2 protein-coding genes and 2 pseudogenes are annotated in these 4,175 nt (G+C 71.7%); 3 read left to right on the forward strand and 1 reads right to left on the reverse strand.

The features are described 5' to 3' along the window. The 3 genes and pseudogenes from G5C65_RS32440 to G5C65_RS40565 form a co-directional block, all read left to right on the forward strand. Positions 1-313 (forward strand): annotated as a pseudogene (locus G5C65_RS32440) (hypothetical protein); the annotation flags it as partial. A 146-nt stretch (positions 314-459) separates the two neighbouring features. Next, a complete protein-coding gene (locus G5C65_RS32445) occupies positions 460-2,034 on the forward strand; it encodes a N,N-dimethylformamidase beta subunit family domain-containing protein (protein ID WP_165302621.1) in 1,575 nt (524 codons plus the stop codon). Between the two features lie 567 nt (positions 2,035-2,601). Further along, positions 2,602-3,342, forward strand: coding sequence for a hypothetical protein (locus tag G5C65_RS40565; RefSeq protein WP_165302622.1), 741 nt, complete (start codon positions 2,602-2,604; stop codon positions 3,340-3,342). A 318-nt stretch (positions 3,343-3,660) separates the two neighbouring features. Here G5C65_RS40565 and G5C65_RS32455 read toward each other — a convergent pair. After that, positions 3,661-4,053, reverse strand: a pseudogene (locus G5C65_RS32455) (IS607 family transposase); the annotation flags it as partial. Positions 4,054-4,175 lie beyond the last annotated feature (122 nt).

The raw sequence follows: 4,175 nt of genomic DNA on the forward strand, positions 1-4,175 counted from the left end.
ACCGTCCAGCCAGTCCAGCCCGGGGGCCGCGCCCCCCGCCCCGATGGGGCTCCCCCTCCAGCCACCGCGCACCGGCCGGGACCTGCTGACCGACCACATCACCGCCGCCGTCTGCTGTGCCACCGTGGACACGGCGGGCGCGGCCCCCGGGCTGGACTGGCTGGACGGTCCGGCGCTGCTGGTCGGCGGCGCACGCAGAGCCGACCTCGCGCGGCCGGTGCGGTCCCTCGTCGAGGACGGGGACACCCAGCCGCTGCGGGACTGGCTCGCGGACGTCGGTGTGCGTGCGGACAAGCCGGTGCGCCTCGTCTGAGGGATCAAACCACCTTTTCGCCACGAACGGTGACCACGCGCTTGCGTAATGTGATGTGCTGTCTGTCGTCAGGAAGTCATGGCACACGAGCCGCCCGGCGGGCCGGCACACAAGAGGGAGCAGCGCGGGGGCCAGGGAGGGGACAGATGGAACAGGTGGGGACCGGGCATGCGGGCCAGGCCGGGCAGATCCGTCGCTGGGAGTCCGGCGCGCTGGCACACGCCGTCACGGATCCGTTCGGCCAGGGGCCGCTCCCCTGGCTGCGGGTCAGCGAGAACTACTTCGAGAACGGCCGCCTCGTGCCGTGGTACATCGACTGTCTCGACCCCGCCCCCGGCCAGACCACCGGCACCCCGGCGCTCGTCCGCGACCTGCCGGGCGGCAGGTTCCTCGGGGGCCAGCGCCCGCGCGCCCGTCGCGCCTCCGGCAGCGGGCCGCGCACGGCGGACGATGTGCGCTGCCAGATCAAGGGCTTCGCCTCGGTCGCGGGCGGCACCCCGCCGGGCGAGTCCATCGATTTCCGGATCACGGTCAATCCCCCGCAGCCGTTCAGCGTGGACGTCTACCGGATCGGGTACTACGGCGGCGAGGGCGCCCGGAAGATCACCACCAGCCCCCGGCTCTCCGGCATCCAGCAGCCCGAACCGCTCACCGCGGACCGCACCGTCTCCTGCCACCACTGGTGGCTCTCCTGGCGGCTGCAGATCCCGGACTACTGGTCCACGGGCGCGTATGTCGCCGTGCTGACCACCGCCGACGGCCACCGCTCGCACATCCCCTTCACCGTGCGCGACCGCGACCGGGCCGACCTGCTGCTGATCCTGCCGGATGTGACGTGGCAGGCGTACAACCTCTTTCCCGAGGACGGCCGGACCGGCGCCAGCCTGTACCACGCGTGGGACGAGCACGGCGTGCTGCTCGGCGAGGAGGACGCCGCGGCCACCGTCGCGTTCGACCGCCCGTACGCGGGCGCGGGCCTCCCGCTGCACGTCGGGCACGCATACGACTTCATCCGCTGGGCCGAGCGCTACGGCTACGACGTCGGCTACGCCGACACCCGCGATCTGCACGCGGGCCGCGTCGACCCGGCCCGCTACCGGGGCCTGATCTTCCCGGGCCACGACGAGTACTGGTCCGGGCCCATGCGCCGGGCCGCCGAGAAGGCCCGGGACGGCGGCACCTCCCTGGTCTTCCTCTCCGCCAACACCATGTACTGGCAGGTCGAGCTGGACGCGCTGCCCTCCGGCGCCCCCGACCGGCTGCTCACCTGCCGAAAACGGCGCGGGCCCGGCCGGTCGGCGCTCTGGCGCGAGCAGGGCGAGCCGGAGCAGCGGCTGCTGGGCATCCAGTACGTCGGCCAGGTCGCCGAGCCCTCCCCGCTGGTCGTGCGCAACGCCGACCACTGGCTGTGGGACGCGACGGGCGCGGGCGAGGGCGAGGAGCTGCCCGGCCTGGTCGCGGGCGAGGCGGACCGCTACTTTCCGCGCACCCAGCTGCCGGACCACTCGGCGCGCATCCTGCTCGCCCACTCGCCCTACCGGGACGGCGCGGGCGTCCGGCGCCACCAGGAGACGTCGCTGTACCGCGCCCCGTCCGGCGCCCTCGTCTTCTCCTCCGGCACCTTCGCCTGGTCCCCGGCCCTCAACCGGCCCGGCTATGTCGACGAACGGGTCCAGCGGGCCACCGCCAATCTGCTCGACCACATCTGCAAGCGGGACTGACCGTTCCTGGAGACTGAGCATGAGTTGCACGTGCTCAGCCGAACACCCCGAACGGTCCTGGGTGTTCTGGTCCACCGCGTTCCTGCCGTGTCCGGCTCCAGCGGATCGTGTCCGTGGTCCGGGTACACGGGGGCGGTTTCCCTCGCTTCCTCGGGTGCCGGGTCGGGCCTGGGCGGTCCGATGCCCCGCACCATCGCTCTGGTGGTGTGGGGGCGGTGCCGTCCGTCGCCTGATCCGGTGGCCGAGGGAACGTCGTCCGATCGCCACTGCTGCGGCGTCGTGCCGTGTTGCAGGGCGTCGCTTGGTGGTCAGCGGTTTCTGCCAGTGCTCGGCGCCCCACATCGAGGTGTACGCCGGGTCGACGGCGATGACGCTGACGCCGGCCTCGGCGCACATGCTCAGCAGGCGTGCCCGCAGCTTGGAGGTGGGGATGCCGGAGACCAGTTGCCTGAACCGCTTCTTGTGGCCGTGCTTCTCCCTCGTCTTGGAGTCGGTGAAGTCGAGGTCTTCGATTGCGACGGCCTGCACGCCGCACGCTGTGGCCCAGTGCAGGAGGCGGGTCAGCGCGTGGCGGAGCTGGGCGTCTCGCTGGTCGGCGGTGCCGGCCAGGTCGTAGCCGAAGCGGCGCGGGGCGCCCATCGGGTTGCCGTGCTCATCCAGCAGCCGGGCGGCCAGGTGGTCGGTGTTGGTGTCCACGCCGATCACGCCCTCGGTCCGCAAGGCGTCGAGCGGGATCACGGGAAGGTCCTTGCGCGTCCACGAGGCGTCCAGGTACCAGCGCCTGCGGGCCACGTCGTAATGGATGCGGTAGGCCACGGCCCGGTTGCCGGTGATGCGGTCGCGCCACTCGGCGCCCCGGTGAGGGAAGGTGACGCGGGCTGTGAGGACGTACCGGCCATGCCGGGCGTTCGCGTACCCGGCGAGCGGTGCGGGCAGCTTGATGCCGATCTCACCGTCGGGGGTGACGCGGATGGTCTCGTTCCCGTGGCGTTTGCCGGACTCGCCGTCGGCGGTGAGGAACCAGCGGGCCGCCTCCCACTCCGCACGCCACTGCTCGGCCGTCTTGTGGGCAGCGGCCAGGTTGTGCCGCTGGTGCAGCAGACGCCTGCCGCCGCGTACGACACAGACCCTCCCGGCTTCCCGCTCGGCGCGGACCTGCTCGTAGCGTTCTTCGAGGATCGCCAGACGCCGGGTCTTGGTAAACCACTCGAAGCGGGAGCGGTAGCCGCCGGGCTTCCCCCGGATGCCCTTGGCCCCGACCGGCAGCGACAGCCGGTGCCGCAGAGTGCGGATCCCCGCATCGAGTGAGACGAGGTGCCGGTGCTGGGCGCGGCGGGACAGACCCCACTGGGCATGCGTGTGGGAGGTGACCGACCCGGCCCACCGCGACGACGAGGCGGCGGTCAGCTCCCGCTTCCGCTCCGCCCACGCATCCGTGCAGTGCCGCAGCCCGTCACGACACCTGCGGGCCAGATCAGCGCAGGCCAGCCGTCCCATGTGCGCACCCACGGCCCGCAACACCTTCTCGTCCTGCGCCGTGAGGCCCTTGAGCCGGTCCCGGATCGACACACCCGGTGGCCCGTCTGCCACGAACGGCCGGGCGATGGCCCGAGCGGCCTGTGCTGCTCAGCCATACTCGGCGGCCTCCAACGCCTTCTTGGCGCGGTTCTTCGCCGAGTGGCGCCCATACAGGCGGGCGCAGAACGAGGTCAGCACCTCCATCATGTCCCGCACCAGGTCGTCTGCGACTTCGCCGTCATCCAGCACCACCAAGCGGCGGCCGGTCGCAGCCAGCGTGGCCTCAACCAGCTCGACGTTCATCCGGCCGAGACGGTCTTTGTGCTCCACCACGACCATGGTCACCGCCGGATCGGCCAGCAGCCGCTTCGCCTTCGCCCGACAGCCGTTCATCCCGGAGCCGATCTCCGCCTCCACATGCACGACGCGATGCCCGGCCTCCGCCGCCCACTGAGACAACCGAGCGACCTGACGCCCCAGGTCGGCCTTCTGGTCGTGAGAGACATCTCACGTGCCTAAGAAGTCAAGCTGCGGCGGCTGGAGCTGCTGAGAAGGAGGTGAATGCGTGATGCTCGTCGAAGAGCTGCCGGTTGTGCAGGCAGTGGTAGAGCTGACCGAGCAAG

This window comes from Streptomyces boncukensis, from assembly GCF_011045075.1.
Classification (GTDB): Bacteria; Actinomycetota; Actinomycetes; order Streptomycetales; family Streptomycetaceae; genus Streptomyces; species Streptomyces boncukensis.

Excerpts from the sequence above, each read along its gene's own strand:
- G5C65_RS32445 (WP_165302621.1), top strand. The coding sequence starts at position 460 with ATGGAACAGGTGGGGACCGGGCATGCGGGCCAGGCCGGGCAGATCCGT.